The sequence below is a fragment of the Exercitatus varius genome (assembly GCF_029577735.1).
GTDB lineage: Bacteria > Pseudomonadota > Gammaproteobacteria > Enterobacterales > Pasteurellaceae > Exercitatus > Exercitatus varius.
On sequence record NZ_JARQTO010000001.1, the window covers coordinates 181,562 to 197,884 of the forward strand.

Here is a 16,323-nt window from a genome sequence, read left to right on the forward strand (position 1 = left end):
GCAATTAGTATAACCGATCCGATTCTTCTTTTGAAAATAATTGTTGCGGTTGCGCCTGCAAAATTTGGTAATAACTGTCGTAAGTCAAGACATTTTGCACATAACCGCGGGTTTCAAAAAACGGAATCGACGCGACAAATTCCGCCATAGACAAACGGTTATTGGCTTTTGCCAGCCATTTATCCACGCGTTCCGCCCCGGCATTATAAGCGGCGGCGATAAGAATGCGATTGTCACCGTATTTGTTTTGTAATTCCTGTAAATGCGCCGTGCCGAGCATAATATTGTTAAACGGCTCAAACAACTGGCTTTCATTGTTATACGGCAACTGCGTGCGGGTTGCGGTCAGTTTTGCCGTCGCCGGCAAGAGCTGCATTAAACCGCGGGCATTGGCGGAAGACACGACATTCGGACGCCATGCGCTTTCCTGTCGGGCGATCGCCATGGCGAAAGTGCGGTGGATTTTTTTGCCGTTTAAGTGCAAATCAAACAAGTCGGGATAAGCGTTAGGCAGACGCAGGCTGACATAATCCCAGGCCTTCGCCTGAATGGTGGCTTCTACGCTTAAATCATACCAGCCTTGTTTTTCCGCATATTGAGCCAGGCGCAGTTTTTGTTCGAAGGATGCCGCGTCCATCAAGGTTTTCCATTCGCTGTACATGCCGGCGGTGTTATTCAACGCCCGCAATTCCGCAATTCTTGCCAACGGCGCGGCAAATTCCTGTTCCACTTTAGCGAGAGGATTTTGCCCTTCCGTTGTGGATTCGCGCAAGGTTTCCATCGTCGGTTTATACGGCTGACCCAATTCGTAAGCCGCAAGCATGCCGTAGAATCCGCGGGTTTTGGAAAGTGCGGTCAAAATTTGTTTAGATTTTTCGGCATCGCTGTTTTTAGCCAGCCAATATTGCCATTCGTCTTTTTGGCGAGTGGATTCCGATAATAAATTTAACCAGTCCGCAGTGGCGGTTTTTTCGCGAATCGCCATACGGATACGGCGTTCGGTTAATTTTTCGTCTTTTAGAGTCGGCAACTGTTGATCGCGCCAGGCTTTGAATTCGACGTTTTCGCTGTCGAAGAACTGCGCCAGATAAAGTTTTTTCCAGTCGTTCACCTGAGATGGGGTCAATTCAAAACTTTTTGCCCAGGTTTCAAATTTTTCAAAATATTTTGCCGGATCTTTAACCTGTTCTTCCGTTAAGGTTTTTACGTAAGCGGGAAATATCGCCAATAAAACGCGTTTTTCCAACGGTTTGTTCGGAATAATATCAATATAAAAACGGTTGTCTTCATCCGTCAGTTTTTGCGGAGAAGCGAGTAGCGCACGCAAATCCGCCACCCAGCGTTGATTTTTTTCGTCTTTAAGCTGATTTTGTAAATGGCTAAGCAGGGTTCCGTTGCCTTGTTCGAATGCCATCACGGCGCGCTGGCGGGCGAGTTCCGGCGTTAAACCGCCCTGTTCGTGCCATTGGTTTAACAGCGCATCGCACTGACTCGGCAAACTGCTGCCTGTCAGCCACAATACGGTGAGATCTTCCTGAGGCAATTTAGGTGTAAGTGCGGGCGATTTTTCATTCGTTTTTTCGTTTGTTTTATCCTGACTGTTCGGTAACGAATTGGCTTTTGCCTGTACCAGAATACATTGAGAACCCATATCCAGCGGCAAATTGGCGCCGTTGGCCAGAATTGTTTGCCAGTCTTGTTTTTCCTGCAACGAGCGGACCCATTCTTTTTTCAGACGATTGGCAAACGGCAAAGTCGGATTGGCTTGTTGATAAGCTTCAATATCGGAAAGACTGAGGTTGTCTTTATCGGCGTTAAGCAGTTGATATTGAGCATAAGGATAAAGCGGATAATCTTTGATTTGTGCAAGCAGGATTTTGGCTAAATTCCGGGTCGGTTCACTTTGGGAAATGGAAAGCAGCTCACCGATTTTTTGGTAGGTAGCGCGTTGCTGTGTTAAATCGGCGCCGGCGGAAAATGAAATAACGGACGTCAACAGGGCAACGGATAAAGTAGAAAGCTTCATATTTTTCCTAGTAGTTTAAATGTACGGTCAAGTTTAGTATAATCCCACAGATTTTAGTTATCTCAGTTCAATTAGACAACAGGTTTTTTGTGAGTTCATTTTTATTTCCAACGTTTCAGTCCATGTACGGCAGGGAGCGGCGCTTAGGTAAGCGGATTCGCTCTTTTTTTCGTTATCATTTTTATACGCAACGTTATAAAGCCGAAATTCGGGAATTTTTGCAATATTTGCAACAGCATCCGCAATGGCAGCCTGTGTTTGAGCAAAACGGATATCGTTTTAATGCGTTGCTGGCGAAATTTTGTGATCGTCGTTTTTCGGCGCAGGAACGGTTATCCGCTATAAAATATACTTTTGACGGCGCGGAGCAACATTGGGGCAATGAAATTTGCCGTCGTTTAGTGACACGGCAAAGTCTATTGCTGGCGCAATTAACCGAGGATTGGGGCGCGTATCTGAATATTAACGCCATTGATCCGTTCGAGGGTTTTTTTTCGCTTAACATTAAAAATCTCGACGGGCGTTCGGTATATGACGCCTCATTCACCTTTTTGCCGGATAATCGGATTCTGATTGCCTCGGTGCAGGGACCGAAAGGCGAAGATGCGCAGGAATGGGTGAAAACGGCGACCAAACAATTACACGGCGTGCGTCCGATGTACATGATTGTGAACGTGTTTAAATCTTTGGCGGATGCGCTGGATTGCGAGTTGCTCGGTATCGCCCATAAAAATCAGGCGAAATATCGTTGGAACGATCATTCCAAGTTATTGTTCAATTATGATGAATTCTGGCGGGAAAACGAAGGTGAGCCGAATGAAAATGGATATTGGCGCTTGCCGTTGGAAATTGAGCGTAAACCGTTGGAAGAGATTCAAAGCAAAAAGCGTTCCATGTACCGTAAGCGTTACGACATGTTTGATGATATGCGACGGTCCGTGCGGGCTTTTTTTCATAAATAGGATGTGATGATGACGAATATGGTGATTACGGTTGACGGTCCGAGTGGCGCGGGTAAAGGCACGCTTTGTTATGCGTTGGCGGAAAAATTGGGTTTTGCGCTGTTGGACAGCGGCGCCATTTATCGCGTAACGGCTTTGGCAGCGCTGAAAACTCAGGAACAAAGCAAAAGTGCGGTCAAATTAGACGATGAATTTGCGTTGGCGGAATTAGCCCGAAATCTGAAGATTCAATTTTTACCGACAAACGGGGAAGTGCAGATTCTTTTAAACGGCGAAAATGTCAGCCGGAAAATTCGTACTCAGGAAGTGGCGGATGCGGCGTCCAAAATTGCCGTCTTTCCTGCCGTGCGAGCCGCATTACTACGGCTTCAGCAAGATTTTTCCAAACAAGGAAAAGGGTTGATTGCCGACGGTCGCGACATGGGAACGGTGGTGTTTCCGAATGCTCAAGTGAAACTGTTTTTAGACGCCAGCGCGGAAGAACGTGCAAAAAGACGATATAAACAGTTGCAAAGTAAAGGGATTGATGGTAACTTTGCGCAGATTTTAGCCGAGATTAAAGAACGGGATTTTCGTGATAGAAATCGCCCGATTGCGCCGCTGAAACCCGCCGATGACGCGTTACTGCTCGACAGTACGGAACTCAGCATTGAAGAAGTGATTGCGCGGGCGTTAAAATATATCGAATCCAAAACGGCTTAATTATTTTTAACCGGTTTATTCACGGAAGAATAAACATTATTACCAACCCCACTTATGACGGATTGTGAGTGGACGTTATTAACCCAAAGAAAGAAGATTAAATATGTCAGAATCTTTTGCTCAACTATTTGAAGAATCACTACAAAACCTTGAAACTCAACGTTTAGGTTCAATCATCAACGGTACTGTCGTTGCTATCGAAAAAGGCTTTGTATACGTAGACGCAGGTTTAAAATCCGAAGCGCGCATTCCGGCTGAAGAATTCACCAACGCTCAAGGCGAAATTGACGTTAAAGTCGGCGACGTTGTTAACGTTGCGTTGGACGCCGTTGAAGACGGTTACGGTGAAACTAAACTTTCCCGTGAAAAAGCGGTACGTCACGAGTCTTGGATCGAATTAGAAAAAGCGTTTGAAGCGCAGGCAAACGTTGTTGGTTTAATCAACGGTAAAGTGAAAGGTGGCTTCACAGTTGAGTTAAACGGTGTTCGCGCATTCTTACCGGGTTCATTAGTTGATACGCGTCCGAGCCGTGATGCCGATCACCTATTAGGTAAAGAATTAGAATTCAAAGTTATCAAATTAGACCAAAAACGTAACAACGTGGTTGTTTCACGTCGTGCGGTAATCGAATCGGAAAGTTCGGCGGATCGCGATGAAGTATTAGCGAACTTAGCTGAAGGCGCCGAAGTGAAAGGTATCGTTAAAAACTTGACCGAATACGGTGCATTCGTTGATTTAGGCGGCGTTGACGGTTTATTACACATCACGGATATGGCTTGGAAACGTGTTAAACACCCAAGCGAAATCGTGAACGTAGGCGATGAAATTACCGTTAAAGTATTAAAATTTGACAAAGAACGTACGCGCGTATCTTTAGGCTTAAAACAATTAGGCCAGGATCCATGGGTGGCGATCGCTGAAAATCATCCTGTCGGCAGCAAATTAACCGGTAAAGTGACTAACTTAACCGATTACGGTTGTTTTGTTGAAATTTTAGACGGCGTTGAAGGTTTGGTTCACGTATCCGAAATGGATTGGACAAACAAAAACATCCATCCTTCAAAAGTTGTAAGCTTAGGTGATACCGTTGAAGTGATGGTATTAGAAATCGACGAAGAACGTCGTCGTATTTCTTTAGGCTTGAAACAATGCAAACCGAATCCGTGGTTGCAATTTGCGGAAACTCACAACAAAGGTGACAAAGTTTCAGGTAAAATCAAATCCATTACCGATTTCGGTATCTTTATCGGTCTTGAAGGCGGTATCGACGGTTTAGTTCACTTATCCGACATTTCCTGGAATGTTCAAGGTGAAGAAGCCGTTCGTAACTACAAAAAAGGCGATGAAGTCGAAGCCGTTGTTTTACAGGTTGATTCGGCTAAAGAACGTATCTCTTTAGGTATCAAACAACTGGAAGATGATCCGTTCAATAACTTCGTATCAGTTAATAAAAAAGGTGCGGTATTGTCCGCCACTGTAGTTGAAGCTGATGCGAAAGGCGCTAAAGTTGAATTAGCAGGCGGTGTTGAAGGTTATATCCGTGCGGCGGATTTAACGGATGAAGTGGCCGCAGGCGACGTTATTGAAGCGAAATTCACCGGCGTTGACCGTAAAGCACGTATTGTTCACTTATCAGTGAAAGCGAAAGATCAAGCGGAAGAAGCCGCCGCACTTGCAAGCGTGAACAGCAAACAAGAAGAAGTTGCTATTCCTAACGCAATGGCAGCCGCTTTCCAAGCTGCAAAGGGTGAATAAGTTTATTCCTTCCCTTAATTAACTTGAAACCGGTGGGTTTCGGCCCACCGGTTATTCCATATTTACCAGTGAAACAACGTGATTTTTTATGGTTAACTTTAGAAAAGTGCGGTCAAAAATGACGTTGTTTTATTAAACAAAGGATAAGAGGCGATGACTAAGTCTGAATTAATCGAAGTATTAGCGAGAAAAAATCCCTCAATTTCAATGAAGATTGTCGAAAGTTCAGTGAAAGAAATTCTGGAGCAAATGTCAGGTTCTTTAGAAAATAGCGATCGCATTGAAATTCGCGGCTTTGGCAGTTTTTCATTACATTTTCGTCAACCGCGTTTAGGGCGTAATCCTAAAACCGGCGAAAGTGTGAAGTTGGACGCAAAATGCGTTCCGCATTTTAAAGCCGGTAAAGAGTTGAAAGAACGGGTTGATTTTAAAGTTTAATACGGCGCTCAATTTGTGAAATTCATCATGAAACGACACCTCGGGTGTCGTTTTTTATATTTATTTTTGGCATAATGTAATCGCTTTATCTGTAGGAGAGGGCAGTATGATTAAATATATTTTCGGTTTTATTATTGTATTGGCAATTGTGTTGGTGGCGATTACTGTCGGAGCGAATAACGATCAGGTTATTACATTCAATTATGTTTTTGCGCAAAGTGATTTTAAACTTTCAACGCTTGTCGCCATTCTTTTTGGTTTGGGGTTGATTTTGGGCTGGCTTATTACCGGTATTTTTTATCTCCGGCTAAAATTTAAAAATATGGCTTTAACCCGTCAAACTAAACGTTTAACGCAGCAAATTAACGAATTAACAACCAGTCTCAATAAGGCTGCCGAATAATGATTGAATTACTCTTCCTGTTATTACCGATTGCTGCCGCTTACGGTTGGTACATGGGGCATCGCAGTGCTAAAAAAGATCAGGAAGACATCAGTAATAAACTTTCGCGCGATTATGTGACGGGGGTAAATTTTCTTTTATCCAATCAAACGGAAAAAGCCGTGGATTTGTTTTTGGATATGCTGCAAAAACAGGAAGCGGAAAATGAAATTGAAAAAAGCTCTCAATTTGAAGCCGAACTGACATTAGGAAATTTGTTTCGCTCCCGCGGTGAGGTGGATCGCGCCTTACGTATCCACCAAGCCCTTGACCAGAGCCCCGATTATTCTTTTGAGCAAAAATTATTGGCAAAGCAGCAACTGATTCGGGATTTTATGTCCGTCGGTTTTTTCGATCGTGCGGAAGCGCTCTGTATCGTGCTGATTGATGAGCCGGAGTTTGCCGAAGGCGCATTGCAGCAGCTTTCCGTGATTTATCAAAAGACCAAAGAATGGAAAAAAGCCGTTAATGTGGCGGAAAAACTGGCTAAAATTTCGCCTCAGGATGACAATATCGAATTGGCTCAATTCTATTGCGAATACGCCTGCACTTTATCGGCGAACGGTAAGGAAGATAAACAAGCCTTATTGCGGCAGGCTTTGCAGGTTTCGCCAAGTTGTGTGCGTGCATCGATTTTGTTAGGCAAAGAATTCATGACTCGCGAAGATTATCAAAGTGCGGTCAAAATTTTTGAAAATGTTCTGAACCAGAATGCTGATTTCGTCGGTGAAATTTTATCGGTATTGAAAGAATGCTATACCCGTTTGGGACAATTGGATAATTTTGAATTATTTCTCATTCGAGCAAGCCAAACGGGCAATGCCGATGTGGATTTGGCGTTAGCGGATTTAATTGAGAAAAAAGACAGTCGAATCGCGGCGCAGAACAAAGTTTATAACCAGCTTAAACAACATCCCGGCATGGTGCTATATCATCGTTTTATTCAGTATCAGATTGACGATGCGGAGGCCGGACGGGCGAAAGACAGCCTGGTGTTATTGCATAAAATGGTAGGGGAGCGGATCAGACAGGGGTTCAGTTACCGTTGTATCAACTGCGGATATCAAAGTCATAAACTGATGTGGTGTTGCCCTTCCTGCCGTCAATGGGAAAAAATCAAACCTAATAAAGGTATTTAAGTTTAACGTATTTTTACTACAAGGAAACCAAAAATGGACAGCAAAATTATTGTTGCGTTAGATTACGAAACGGAAGCGGAAGCATTGAATCTGGTTGAGCAAATCGATCCAAGCCTTTGCCGGTTAAAAGTGGGTAAAGAAATGTTTACCACCTTGGGAACGAATTTTGTGAAACAATTACAGGAACGAAAATTTGACGTATTTTTGGATTTAAAATTCCATGATATTCCTAATACGGTTGCGCGCGCGGTACGTTCTGCGGCGGATTTAGGCGTGTGGATGGTGGATTTGCATGCCAGCGGCGGTTTACGCATGATGGAAGAAGCAAAAAATATTCTTGAACCGTACGGCAAAGATGCGCCGCTCCTGATCGGTGTTACCGTGTTAACCAGCATGGAAGATCTGGATTTGTTGCAGATTGGAATTAACGCCTCGCCAATGGAACAAGTTATTCGCTTAGCGCATTTAACTCAGCGTGCCGGTTTGGACGGCGTGGTTTGTTCGCCGCAGGAAGTGGAAATTTTACGCAGAAATCTTGGACCGGATTTCAAACTGGTGACACCGGGGATTCGCCCTGTGGGAGCCGAATTCGGCGATCAACGCCGTGTCATGACGCCGTCGGCCGCCGTGCGTTCGGGATCCGATTATTTGGTGATTGGACGCCCGATTACTCAGGCAGAAAATCCGGCGGAAGTGCTGCGTTCCATTAACGCTTCTTTAACCAATATCTGATTTCAGAACTGATGAATACATTGGTTTATTCCACGGAAAGCGGCCGCATTAAGCCGGAGAAACCACAAACCGTGCGCCCGAAAGGGGACGGTATTGTGCGAATTCATCGGCAAACCAGCGGTCGAAAAGGGGCGGGCGTGAGTTTGATCGCCGGATTGGATCTGACCGACGATGAATTAAAAAAGCTGGCAGCCGAACTGAAAAAACGTTGCGGATGCGGCGGTTCCGTCAAAGACGGCAACATTGAAATTCAGGGCGAAAAACGTAAATTGCTGAAACAGCTGCTGGAACAAAAGGGCTTCACCGTGAAATTAGCCGGCGGTTAGAACAAAAGTGCGGGCGATTTTCGTCGAGTTTTTTTACGGCGTGAATAGAGATTTCAAACACAAAAAAGCCGTCTGAGTTAATGCTCAGACGGTTTTCTTTTTAAGGCTTAATATTATTTTGCCCAAATGACCACATCTTCCTGCGGACGGCGGGCTTTCTGTGCGATCTCTTGCGTACGATAACCGAAGGTAACCGCAACGGATACACCCCATTCTTTCGGATCGAACAAACCGGCTTCGGATAATACGCGGTTCATTTCCGCATAATTGAATCCTTCAATCGGACAGGAATCAATGCCGACCATGGCCGCGCCGGTCATCATATTGCCCAGCGCAATGTAAGTTTGTTTACTGCACCAATCGAATAAGGCGCGTTCGTTATCCAGCGTTTTCATATCGTTGGCTTGGAAATCTTTGTATTTTTTTAATGTGGCTTCGATGGCAGCCGGTTCGGTGACGCCGCGGCGTTTGATGCCTTCCAACATAAACTCGGTGTCGTAGCGGGCATTTTTCTTGGCGAGAATCACGACAATGTGGCTTGCGCTGTCCAACGTTGTTGCCATTCCCCAGGAGAACGGTTTAATCGCTTCACGTAATTTCGGATCTTGCAGCACAATGAATTTCCAGGGTTCGCTGCCTACGGAGCTTGGCGATAAACGTCCGAGTTCTAGAATAAAATTGAAATCCTGATCGCTGATTTTACGGTTTGCGTCGTAATAACGGCAGGATTTGCGGTTTTTAAATGCGGATAAAACTTGTTCTGTGGTTAAAATAGTCATAAAAAAATCCTTACTTTTCTGATGAAACCTTTGATCATTATAAAAGGTTTGGCTTACTAATTATAGTCAATAATCGGAAAAGTGCGGTCAAAAAATACGATGTTTTTTATTATTTCCACAGCTCAATCAAATCCATCTGCGCCGGTGCAAGAAAGCTTTTTTGCGAACTTTGCCGCACCACGTCGGTTTCGCCCAAATGCCCGAGCAACAATGCCGAATCCGGATCGTGATATTTTTACATTTCGCGGGCTTTTGCCGGACTTTGGTTGGCGTAACAGTATTTGCAACCGCTGGGGCAGCTGTCGTATGCGCCAATGTCGCGGGTTTCGATGCAGCCGCAATGTTGACGTGATCCTTGGTGTTTTAACGTTTTGAAATTCACTCCGTTGACACGCCTGAGAATGTCGAGCCGTCATGTAACAAGACGAATTAGTGGCGTTTAACGAGGGAAAACTGAAATTTGCTGCGGATTGGATCTTACCGTTTATGCCGCGTAAAATGTTACTCAAAGCATCGCGTAAAGCGATGGAAAAAGCCGATAAGGAGGCAATATGCAGGCGGTGATCATCGGCGCCACGGGCGCAACGGGACAGGAGCTCGTTCAACAGTTATTGGACAATCCGGATTATTCGCAAGTGACCGTTTTTGTGCGCAGAGCGGTGCCGTTGCAACATCCTAAACTGACGGTAGAAGTGATTGATTTTGACCGGCCGCAAACTTGGCAACACAAGGTGCGTGGCGATGTGCTGTTTTCTTGTTTGGGCACCACGCTCAAAGCCGCGGGCAGCAAGGCGGCGCAATGGAAAATCGATTATCAGTACCAATATGATGTTGCCAACATTGCACGTCAAAACGGCGTGCCGCGTTGTGTACTGGTGTCATCGGGTTATGCGAACAGTCGCTCTCGTTTCTTCTATACGCGAATGAAAGGGCAACTCGAGCAAGACATCACGCAACTGGGTTTTCCGCAATTGCTGATCTTCCGACCACCGTCGCTGATTCGCCCGAATACCGACCGTGCCGGCGAACGCTGGGTGATTAGAGTGTTAAACGGGCTGAATAAAATCGGCTTGTTGCAAAGTATGAAACCGATGCCGACCACCGTACTGGCCAGCGCGTTAATTCAAGCGGTCAAACAAAAACCGCTCGGCACTTTTATTTTGGAAAGTGCGGAGATTTGGGCGTTGGCGAAATAAGCATCACATCCCGTGAAAAAATAAGCGGTCGGATCCGAGCGGAAATTTGCAAATGGCAAAACTTAGTCCGAATCCGACCGCTTGTCTTACGCCTTACTCCGCAAAATCCCCGCTAAATTCTCCTCCAACCAGTCGACTAAATCCGCCAGTTTTGTTCCCGCTTCTTTGCCGTAATCGGTCAGCGAATATTCCACATGCGGCGGGACGGTGTTATAGGATTTGCGAATCAGCATGCCGTCTTGTTCCAACTGTTGCAGCGTTTGGGTCAGCATCCGCTCGCTCACGCCTTCAATTTCTTTACGGATTTCGCTGAAACGTCTGGTGCCTTTCATCAATACGATCATCACCAACACGCCCCAGCGATTGGTCAGGTGCTGCAAGATCTGTCTGGAAGGGCAATTTGCCGCTAACACATAGCCTCGTCCGGCTAAATCAGAAAATTTTTCCATTTTTATTTCCTTTAGTTTCAATCGGTTAAAAAATATTTTCAAACTTACATTTTTGTAAGTACTTTTTAAAAGTAAGCTATGTGAATATACTACGCCACATCAGCGAGATTGGCAATCTTAATCAGCTGAACAGAGAGACGTTTAAACGTTTTACGGTGGCAGGAAAGTCGTTTGAAATAAGGTAAAGTGCGGTCAAATTTTGATAGGTTTTTTTATTTGCGGATTTTTTCAGAATTTCACCGATTACATGGTTTCGTTGTCATAGCATATTGATAAAAAAAGCCGTCTGATACATTTGCAGACGGCTTTTTATCCGGTGTGATTATTTCAATTTCGCTTTAAAGAATTGTTCAAATTTATCAAACGGAATTTTGTTGGCTTGATTGTCGTATAAATCCACGTGAGTGGCGTTTGGTACGATATACAGCTCTTTATCTTTGCTGCCTAAGGCTTTAAACGCATCTTCCGAGAAATAACGCGAATGGGCTTTTTCGCCGTGAACCAATAAAGCGGGGGCGCGTAATTCATCCGCCCGTTGCAAAATCGGCATATTGATGAATGCAATCGGTGTTGTGGTTGTCCACGCACCGGTTGAACCGACACTACGCGGGTGGTAGCCGCGTTTGGTTTTGTAGAAATCGACATAATCCGCCACGAATTTTGGTGTATCCGCATTAAGCGCGCTGACTTCGGGCAATACAGGCGTATCACTGGTGTTGGCGTAGTCTTTTTCCTGTGCTTCCCAACGGGCGTTGTTCAAATCTTGTTTCATTTTATAACGGGCATCGGCGTCCACGCTATCGTTGTAACCTTTTGCCATTACGCGCGTCATATCGTACATGGTACTGGTGGCAACGGCTTTAATGCGGGTATCGGCTGTTGCGGCATTTAAAGCGAAACCGCCCCAACCGCACACGCCTAACACGCCAATTTTTTCACGATCGACCTTTTCAAGCGAACCCAAGAAATCTACTGCGGCACTAAAATCTTCGGTATTGATTTCAGGCGAAGCCGAATTGCGTGGCAAGCCCGAACTTTCGCCGGTAAAGGAACCGTCAAACGCCAAGGTAACAAAACCGCGTTCCGCCAAAGTTTGCGCGTATAAGCCCGAAGTTTGTTCTTTCACGGCACCGAACGGACCGCCCACCGTAATGGCCGGCAATTTACCTTGCGCATTTTTCGGCATATACAAATCTGCCGCTAAAGTAATGCCGTAGCGGTTTTTAAAGGTGACTTTACGGTGTTCCACTTTATCGCTTTTCGGGAAAATTTTGTCCCATTCTTGGGTTAATTGAATGTGTTGCGCAGGGACGTCTATCGCTGTCGCTGAAGTCATTTCTGCCATAATTGCTCCTGAAAAAAGGGTTGAACCGAGGAATAATGCGGTGGTTAGGGTTTTGAGTTTCATTTTTGCTCCTGAATGTGCTGAATGACTGCATTTTAGATCGGAAATTATGGTGTGATAATCAATAAAAATAGAATTGTCTGTTGTGGGAATGAGAATAATGGAGAAAAAACTGGTTGGATTTTTGGGAGGTTTTGCATTGATAGGAAAATATTAATCAGGGGATTTTTATTTCTACACCTAGTACGTATTTGCGTGCTAGATTACACATAGTTGAGTGGCTTTGCCCCTCTAATTGGCAACCCCAAGGGGTGAATTATGCCTAACTTTCGCACATTTAATAGGAAAAGAAAAAACAATGAAAAAATCGCCCGCACTTTTTGTCGGACACGGCAATCCGATGAATGCGTTGGATCCGCAGAACATCTTTAACCAAGGTTTTCAACAGATTACCTCAACCTTTGAGAAACCGAAGTTGATTTTATGTATTTCCGCCCATTGGTATAGCGCAAAATTGCAAGTGATGGGCGCGGGAAATCCGCCGATGATTTACGATTTTCACGGCTTTCCGCCGGAATTAAGCGAGATTGTGTATCCGGCGAAAGGCGATCCGGCATTTGCTCGACACATTCAAACGTTGCTTGCGCCCGAACAGGTGGAAATTAATCCGACCCGTGGTTTTGATCACGGCGCTTGGGCGGTGTTGAAATATCTTTATCCGGAGGCGGATATTCCCGTGGTTCAGCTTAGTTTGGATCGCACTAAATCGCCGCAATGGCATTATGAATTGGCGAAAAAATTACGTCCGTTACGCGAACAAGGCGTGTTGATTTTGGGCAGCGGCGATATTGTGCATAATTTAAGAGCGATTAGCTGGGAGCATATCGATCAAGTGGGCGCCGGTTACGATTGGGCGTATCAGTTCAGAGATGAAATCAATCAAGCCATGCATGAACATAACGATGAGGCGTTAATCCATTTTGAGCAGTTTGGCGAAAGCGCTGCGCTTTCCGTGCCAACGCCAGACCATTATTTGCCGTTGCTTTATGTGATGGCGCAGCGTGATGAAAACGATGACATCACTTTGTTTAATGATGAACTGATCGCAGGATCGCTTAGTATGACATCGGTGTTGGTTCGGGCGAAAAGTTAGTGGCGAGCCGATAAAGTGCGGTCGAATTTCGGCGAGTTTTTTTATTGGCAAAAACTTCTTAAAATCTGACCGCACTTTTAGCTTTCAATCAGTCTGAAACCGCTTTTGCCACTGTTTCGGGCTGATGTGATGTTTCGCTTTAAAATGCTGACGAAAGGCGGTGGCGGAATGAAAGCCGATTTGGTGGGCGATTTCGTCAATGTTGAGCTTGGTGCTTTCTAACAATTCTCGTCCTTTTTGTAACCGCACTTCAATCAGCCACTCCGTTAATGCCATTCCCGTCGCTTTGCGGAAATGGCGGGTAAAGGTGCTGCGGCTCATCATGAGCTTTTCGGCGAGTGTGTCAATGGAATAATCGGCGTTTAGGTTAGCTCGCATCATGTCTAGCCATTCGTTGATGTTTTCGTTGGCGGTTTTGCGAGTAACGGGCTGTTCAATAAATTGTGCCTGCCCGCCTTCCCGATGGGGCGAGATGACCAACAAACGTGCCAGTTGATTGGCAATTTTTATCCCATATTGGCGGCGAACAATCGCGAGGCAACAATCCAACCCTGCCGCGGTGCCTGCGGAGGTGATGATGTTTTCATCTTCAATATAAATGGCACTGCAATCTAATTTCACTTGCGGAAAACGCTGTCTGAAATCCGTTTCGCCCAGCCAGTGCGTGGTGGCTTTTTTGCCGTTCAACAAACCTGCATAGGCAAGGGGATAAGCGCCGTAACACAATCCTACAACGGTCGCGCCACGCCGTGCCGCTTGTTGCAATGCCTGCGTTAAGGCGGCAGACGGCATTTGTTCCAACTTATCCCAACCGATCATTACAACCAAATCCGCTTGTTCCAACAAACTCAAATTGCCGTCTGCCTGAATAATCGCTGGCTTGGATTGGGTAACTGTTGGATTTTCTGCGACCACTTTCACGTTAAATAGCGGCTTGCCGTCAATTTCGGCGGAAAACACCATATAAGGCACGGAAAAATGAAAAGGGCTAAATTGGGGATAAAGCACTAAGGCAACGGTTGGAATAGACATCTTTTTTACTTGCTAAATGAATTTGACCCGATTTTTACGATTTTTGAATAATAAGTCAATGTTTTTCATTTCTCATTGGTTTCATAATACCTCCATCGCAAACAAGCGGTTTAATTTATCTTATTTTTTACAAAAGGAAACAGAATGAAACTGAAATCTCTTATTTTTGCTTTAATGGCAACCACCGTTGCAACCACGGCTAATGCTGAAATTAGCTATCAACATATCCGTAACGCCACCGCTAAAATTGAAATGGCAGGCAGCACGTTTTTGGTCGATCCTTATCTTGCTCCGAAAGGCAGTTACGCTGGCTTTGAAGGCACTATCAACAGCCAAAAACGTAATCCGTTGATTGATATGAAAGAACCCGTAGAAAAAGTGCTTGAAGGCGTAGATGCCGTGATTGTTACCCACACCCACGCCGACCACTGGGATGAATACGCACAAAAAGTGTTACCGAAAACCTTACCGATTTTCGTACAAAATGCAGGCGATGCTCGAATTATCCGTTCACAAGGTTTTAAAGATGTGCGTGTAGTTGGCAAAAATACCGAATTTAACCAGGTGAAATTAAGCAAAACAGGCGGACAACACGGCACGGATCAAATGTATGCTATTCCGCAGCTAGCTGAATTAGCAGGCGAGGCAATGGGCGTGGTGATGCAAGCAGACGGCGAAAAAACACTGTATATCGTAGGCGACACCATTTGGAATGAAGATGTGGATTTTGCACTCAACCGCTATAAACCTGAAGTCATTGTAATGAATACAGGCTACGCTCAACTACAAGGTTTTTCAGACAGCATTATTATGGGGAAAGCCGATGTTGCCAAAGCTCGCCAAGCCGCCCCGAAAGCTGACATCATTACCGTACATATGGACGCCGTCAATCACGCTGCCGTTACTTCTGATGAAATGCGAAAATTTGTGAAAGAAAATAAATTAAGCAAGGTTGCCGTGCCGAAAGAAGGGGAAGTGTTGAAATATTAAGAAAGTGCGGTGGGATTTTCACAAGATTTTGCGATTGGCATCGAAAAAATGTCCTTTTCCCCTTTGCCAGCATTGCAAATGGCATTAGACTAAACGGAATTTCAGTTAAGGAGTTTGTATGACCAAATCGGAAATGGTTTCTTCGGTGGCGGAATATCTCACCTTTATGACCGCCACAGGCGAGAGCCAAGTCAATGCCATTTATGCGGACGAAAATGTCTGGTTGAGCCAAAAAATGATGGGGCAGCTTTATGATGTTGAAGTGCCTACGATTAATTATCATCTAAAAAAAGTATTTGATGATAATGAGTTAGACGAAAATTCAGTTATTAGAAATTTTCGAATAACTGCCGATGATGGTAAAAGTTATTAGAGCAAACGCCAGGCCAGCAAGCCGAATATGGGCTTAGCCACTTGGAAAGACGCACCGCAGGGCAAAATTTATCCTTTTGATGTAGTAGTGGCGAAAAATTATTTATCTGATAATGAGTTGGCTCAACTCCAACGCTTGGTGTCCGCTTATTTGGATATGGCGGAAGATATGGCATTACGCCAAATCCCGATGACAATGCAAGATTGGGAAACCAGGCTCAACCGCTTTTTAGACGCCACCGACAGAGCCGTGTTACAAGACGCTGGCAAAGTTACCGCCGAAATCGCCAAAGCCCACGCCTTGAGCGAGTTTGAAAAATATCGTGTCATTCAAGATCAACACTTTGAAAGCGATTTTGACAGATTATTGAAAGGGGAAGAGTAAAAGAGCGGTGGGATTTCCACAAGATTTTGGGATTGGCAAGAAATTTAGAAATTTTTACCGCTTGTAGAGTGCGTTTGCTAACGCACCCTTTTTATCTCC

Annotated in this window: 17 protein-coding genes and 1 pseudogene; 12 read left to right on the forward strand and 6 right to left on the reverse strand. The window is 44.9% G+C overall.

The annotated features are described in order from the left end of the window. Positions 1–4 precede the first annotated feature (4 nt). On the reverse strand, positions 5–2,026 hold the full coding sequence (locus P7M01_RS00805; protein ID WP_317482756.1) for a transglycosylase SLT domain-containing protein: 2,022 nt from the start codon (positions 2,024–2,026) through the stop codon (positions 5–7). Positions 2,027–2,148: 122 nt separating this feature from the next. Between P7M01_RS00805 and P7M01_RS00810 the strand changes: the two genes are divergently transcribed. The 8 genes from P7M01_RS00810 (at position 2,149) to yciH (ending at position 8,523) form a co-directional block, all read left to right on the forward strand. Continuing rightward, the gene (locus tag P7M01_RS00810) at positions 2,149–2,988 is read left to right on the forward strand and encodes a VirK/YbjX family protein (RefSeq protein WP_317482757.1); all 840 of its coding nucleotides are present in this window, start codon (positions 2,149–2,151) and stop codon (positions 2,986–2,988) included. A gap of 6 nt (positions 2,989–2,994) precedes the next feature. Continuing rightward, positions 2,995–3,690, forward strand: a complete 696-nt coding sequence (cmk, locus tag P7M01_RS00815) for a (d)CMP kinase (protein ID WP_317481080.1) — start codon at positions 2,995–2,997, stop codon at positions 3,688–3,690. Positions 3,691–3,793: 103 nt separating this feature from the next. Continuing rightward, complete coding sequence (gene rpsA, locus P7M01_RS00820; RefSeq protein ID WP_202937369.1) at positions 3,794–5,446, forward strand: 30S ribosomal protein S1; 1,653 nt, start codon at positions 3,794–3,796, stop codon at positions 5,444–5,446. Between the two features lie 153 nt (positions 5,447–5,599). After that, entirely contained in the window at positions 5,600–5,884 is a 285-nt protein-coding gene (locus P7M01_RS00825; protein ID WP_202937370.1) for an integration host factor subunit beta, read from the forward strand. A 106-nt stretch (positions 5,885–5,990) separates the two neighbouring features. Further along, positions 5,991–6,287 carry a LapA family protein gene (locus tag P7M01_RS00830; protein WP_202937371.1) on the forward strand — a complete coding sequence of 99 codons (297 nt, stop codon included), beginning with the start codon at positions 5,991–5,993 and terminating at the stop codon, positions 6,285–6,287. After that, on the forward strand, positions 6,287–7,465 hold the full coding sequence (lapB, locus tag P7M01_RS00835) for a lipopolysaccharide assembly protein LapB (protein WP_317481079.1): 1,179 nt from the start codon (positions 6,287–6,289) through the stop codon (positions 7,463–7,465). Before P7M01_RS00830 ends, lapB begins: the two co-directional genes overlap by 1 nt. Before the next feature lie 33 nt (positions 7,466–7,498). Next, positions 7,499–8,197, forward strand: a complete 699-nt coding sequence (gene pyrF / locus P7M01_RS00840) for an orotidine-5'-phosphate decarboxylase (RefSeq protein WP_317476713.1) — start codon at positions 7,499–7,501, stop codon at positions 8,195–8,197. An 11-nt stretch (positions 8,198–8,208) separates the two neighbouring features. Further along, positions 8,209–8,523: a stress response translation initiation inhibitor YciH gene (yciH, locus tag P7M01_RS00845; protein ID WP_317482758.1), complete on the forward strand. Its 315-nt coding sequence runs from the start codon at positions 8,209–8,211 to the stop codon at positions 8,521–8,523. Between the two features lie 113 nt (positions 8,524–8,636). Here the strand turns inward: yciH and P7M01_RS00850 are convergent, their stop codons facing one another. Then, positions 8,637–9,302: an NAD(P)H-dependent oxidoreductase gene (locus P7M01_RS00850; RefSeq protein WP_317476712.1), complete on the reverse strand. Its 666-nt coding sequence runs from the start codon at positions 9,300–9,302 to the stop codon at positions 8,637–8,639. A 235-nt stretch (positions 9,303–9,537) separates the two neighbouring features. Then, positions 9,538–9,705: a DUF1848 family protein gene (locus P7M01_RS10375; protein WP_394853274.1), complete on the reverse strand. Its 168-nt coding sequence runs from the start codon at positions 9,703–9,705 to the stop codon at positions 9,538–9,540. Positions 9,706–9,853: 148 nt separating this feature from the next. Between P7M01_RS10375 and P7M01_RS00855 the strand changes: the two genes are divergently transcribed. Then, the gene (locus tag P7M01_RS00855) at positions 9,854–10,498 is read left to right on the forward strand and encodes an NAD(P)H-binding protein (RefSeq protein WP_317482759.1); all 645 of its coding nucleotides are present in this window, start codon (positions 9,854–9,856) and stop codon (positions 10,496–10,498) included. An 86-nt stretch (positions 10,499–10,584) separates the two neighbouring features. On the opposite strand, the gene P7M01_RS00860 is transcribed toward P7M01_RS00855, so the two are convergent. Both P7M01_RS00860 and P7M01_RS00865 read right to left on the reverse strand, forming a co-directional pair. After that, positions 10,585–10,947 (reverse strand): winged helix-turn-helix transcriptional regulator, encoded by a 363-nt coding sequence (locus P7M01_RS00860; RefSeq protein WP_317475410.1) that lies wholly within the window; start codon positions 10,945–10,947, stop codon positions 10,585–10,587. A 322-nt stretch (positions 10,948–11,269) separates the two neighbouring features. Continuing rightward, positions 11,270–12,355 (reverse strand): alpha/beta hydrolase, encoded by a 1,086-nt coding sequence (locus tag P7M01_RS00865; protein ID WP_317482760.1) that lies wholly within the window; start codon positions 12,353–12,355, stop codon positions 11,270–11,272. 295 nt (positions 12,356–12,650) lie between these two features. Between P7M01_RS00865 and ygiD the strand changes: the two genes are divergently transcribed. Further along, entirely contained in the window at positions 12,651–13,445 is a 795-nt protein-coding gene (ygiD, locus tag P7M01_RS00870; RefSeq protein ID WP_317482761.1) for a 4,5-DOPA-extradiol-dioxygenase, read from the forward strand. Positions 13,446–13,529: 84 nt separating this feature from the next. Here ygiD and P7M01_RS00875 read toward each other — a convergent pair whose 3' ends face one another. Then, positions 13,530–14,477, reverse strand: a complete 948-nt coding sequence (locus P7M01_RS00875; protein WP_317482762.1) for a GlxA family transcriptional regulator — start codon at positions 14,475–14,477, stop codon at positions 13,530–13,532. Positions 14,478–14,621: 144 nt separating this feature from the next. Here P7M01_RS00875 and P7M01_RS00880 point away from each other — a divergent pair, with 144 nt between their 5' ends. Then, positions 14,622–15,467 carry an MBL fold metallo-hydrolase gene (locus P7M01_RS00880; RefSeq protein ID WP_317481074.1) on the forward strand — a complete coding sequence of 282 codons (846 nt, stop codon included), beginning with the start codon at positions 14,622–14,624 and terminating at the stop codon, positions 15,465–15,467. Positions 15,468–15,585: 118 nt separating this feature from the next. Continuing rightward, a pseudogene (gene rhuM / locus P7M01_RS00885) lies at positions 15,586–16,224 on the forward strand (RhuM family protein). The last annotated feature ends 99 nt before the right edge of the window (positions 16,225–16,323 follow it).